This is a genomic window from Thioalkalivibrio sp. ALE23 (assembly GCF_000378545.1).
Lineage (GTDB): Bacteria > Pseudomonadota > Gammaproteobacteria > Ectothiorhodospirales > Ectothiorhodospiraceae > Thioalkalivibrio.
In genome coordinates this window covers 1-2,087 of the sequence record NZ_KB900071.1, presented here as the reverse complement: position 1 = coordinate 2,087, position 2,087 = coordinate 1, and the positions used below count along the sequence as shown (strand labels likewise).

Below are 2,087 nucleotides of genomic sequence, written 5' to 3'. Positions count from 1 at the left end.
ACACCGTACACGCCGGAGCAGAACGGTCTGATCGAGCGGTTCTTCCGCTCACTGAAAGAGGAGTGCATCTGGCAGCACCGCTTCGAGTCCCTGGGTCACGCACGGGCGGTGATCGGCGACTGGATCCGGTACTACAACGAGCAACGGCCGCATCAGGCACTGGGCTATGCGGCGCCACGGGCCCACCCCGCGTTAAGCGCGTAGGGTGTGCAAAAACCCGGGGGTCATTACAAACATGCGTCAACCCGGTGGTTTCTTGGGGATCTTCACCCCTTCCTTTTCCGAGTATTCTTGAGAGGAAGCTAAGCATCCGAAATTTCTCTGTTTATGTCATTCTTAAGATGATGCCCAATACGCAAAGCAGGTGCGCGTTACATCCGAGCTAACGCTGGCGCTGAGGCGCCGGGGAAAGCGCGCGAGCGCTTTTCTCGGTCGCTCTCCAGCGCATTGTTAGATGTCAAGATTGTGCTTCACCGTGCAGTCAATCCAGCGGAAGTAGGACCTCCCATCTCGTATAAAACACTGCGGGCTGTGTTGCCGAGCCCCTCCGCCGCATAGGACTCTTTCTGCCAGCGCACTTCTTAGGTCCGCACTAATCCCATCCCACCAGTCTGGACTTATGAACAGATTCTCAAACGTCTCGAACGCGAACTGAGTGATGGCGGACGCTTTCTGACCGTCGGGAAGGGCAATAACCGACTGAGCGAACTGCGTATTCACTGCACTATCTCCCAACCAGTGGAAGACTATAGCCCCACCTTTCTCCGTAGCGATCGCATTCACCGCCATTGACTCGAGAACTTTCTCCTCGTGAGCCAAATTCTGGAGACGGTTGCCGGCAAGGTCGTACTCAGGATATACCGTCCCAGAAAAGACAATGTTAGGAACAGTGGCGAATCTCAACACCAGGTACCGCGATGAGGAGTAGTCGCCGGCCTTAAAGACCTCATCATAACGCTCCTTGTGGTGGTATAGGTCCCGCAGCCCGAGTTCCACGCCTTGGTTGTACCAGTCCAGAAACTGCTGCAGACCTGCTTGCTCCATTACATTCCGGCCGCGATCTAGTTCTCTCATCTGTGGGATAAGGGCGTGCGAGGAACGCTTTGCGTATATTTCCTTGGTTAAAGCCCTGTACCCGAGCAGGAACGTATGCCACTCGTTGCTCTTGAAAGGGGTGTCCTCAACTGGAGCAAACATCTCCTTGTCGTGCTTTCTGCAAAAGCCGGGGAACGTTGATGCGTGGTTGATTCCTACAGAAGCACAAGATAGCTTCCCGCCATTTTCGAACAACGCGTTGATGTCAGGCTTGAAGTGGTAGATGTGCCCATCGCGCGCAACTTTCCGGAGCGTGCTGGACTTCGACACCGTGTGGGACTTGATCACCTTGCCCTGACATTCGCCGCTTCCAGCATAAGGATGTAGGCACTTGCTAGGGATGGTGTGTCGAGACGCCATCCCCCGAACCTGACCTTCCGTTACGGGTTGTTGCTGCTGCCTATTCAGATGACAGTGTTTGTACTTTCTGCCGGAGCCACACGGGCACGGTTGATTTCTGCCGATCTTCATCGTTATCCACTATCTAACGTCAGCCGTGAGCCGCGCCCCAAGGACCGTAGCGTATTGGGGCGTCCGGCTCAACGACCTGGTTAGCTGCCACCAAGTTCACGCTTCCGCTCATTTATATCCTCAAGACATGATTTAAGTACAACACCCATGCTCTTTGGTTTTGCATCCCCTCCGCTAGCCGCATCGCGCATTATTACGATCGCATCCGACTCCTGGATATTCGGCCATTTCCGCTCAATGACTTCAAAATAACCATCAATTTCCTCGGCGCTGCCGGAATTTCTTAACATGACACACTTGCCGATGAGACCATGGGTATCCGCTTGCACGTATGCGGCTTTGCCGACGTAGTTTATATACATACCGTACAATCCCCCTCCAGCCACCATGCCAAGGAGGCCAAACGATATCGCCACCTGAATTCACAGAATAACTGCAACGCCTGAACCCGGAAGGGGTGGGCCAGCTGCCGCCGTAGAATGGGTGGCTCTCACCCCAAACCCATTCAGGCGTACCGATGA

At 54.5% G+C, this 2,087-nt stretch carries 3 protein-coding genes and 1 pseudogene; 1 reads left to right on the top strand and 3 read right to left on the bottom strand.

The window, feature by feature from the left end; all coding sequences use genetic code 11:
- On the top strand, window positions 1-204 hold a 204-nt coding region (locus F573_RS0113830), incomplete at its 5' end, for an integrase core domain-containing protein (RefSeq protein ID WP_019022872.1).
- 246 nt (window positions 205-450) lie between these two features.
- Here F573_RS0113830 and F573_RS0113825 read toward each other — a convergent pair.
- The 3 genes and pseudogenes from F573_RS0113825 to F573_RS15155 form a co-directional block, all read right to left on the bottom strand.
- Window positions 451-1,365, bottom strand: coding sequence for a hypothetical protein (locus tag F573_RS0113825; protein WP_231384432.1), 915 nt, complete (start codon window positions 1,363-1,365; stop codon window positions 451-453).
- A 135-nt stretch (window positions 1,366-1,500) separates the two neighbouring features.
- Window positions 1,501-1,566, bottom strand: a pseudogene (locus tag F573_RS15580) (SEC-C metal-binding domain-containing protein); the annotation flags it as partial.
- 80 nt (window positions 1,567-1,646) lie between these two features.
- Window positions 1,647-1,928 (bottom strand): hypothetical protein, encoded by a 282-nt coding sequence (locus F573_RS15155; RefSeq protein WP_155986694.1) that lies wholly within the window; start codon window positions 1,926-1,928, stop codon window positions 1,647-1,649.
- Window positions 1,929-2,087: the final 159 nt, after the last annotated feature.

Coding starts and splice junctions, on each gene's coding strand:
- F573_RS15155 (WP_155986694.1), bottom strand. CDS start 1,928: ATGTATATAAACTACGTCGGCAAAGCCGCATACGTGCAAGCGGATACC.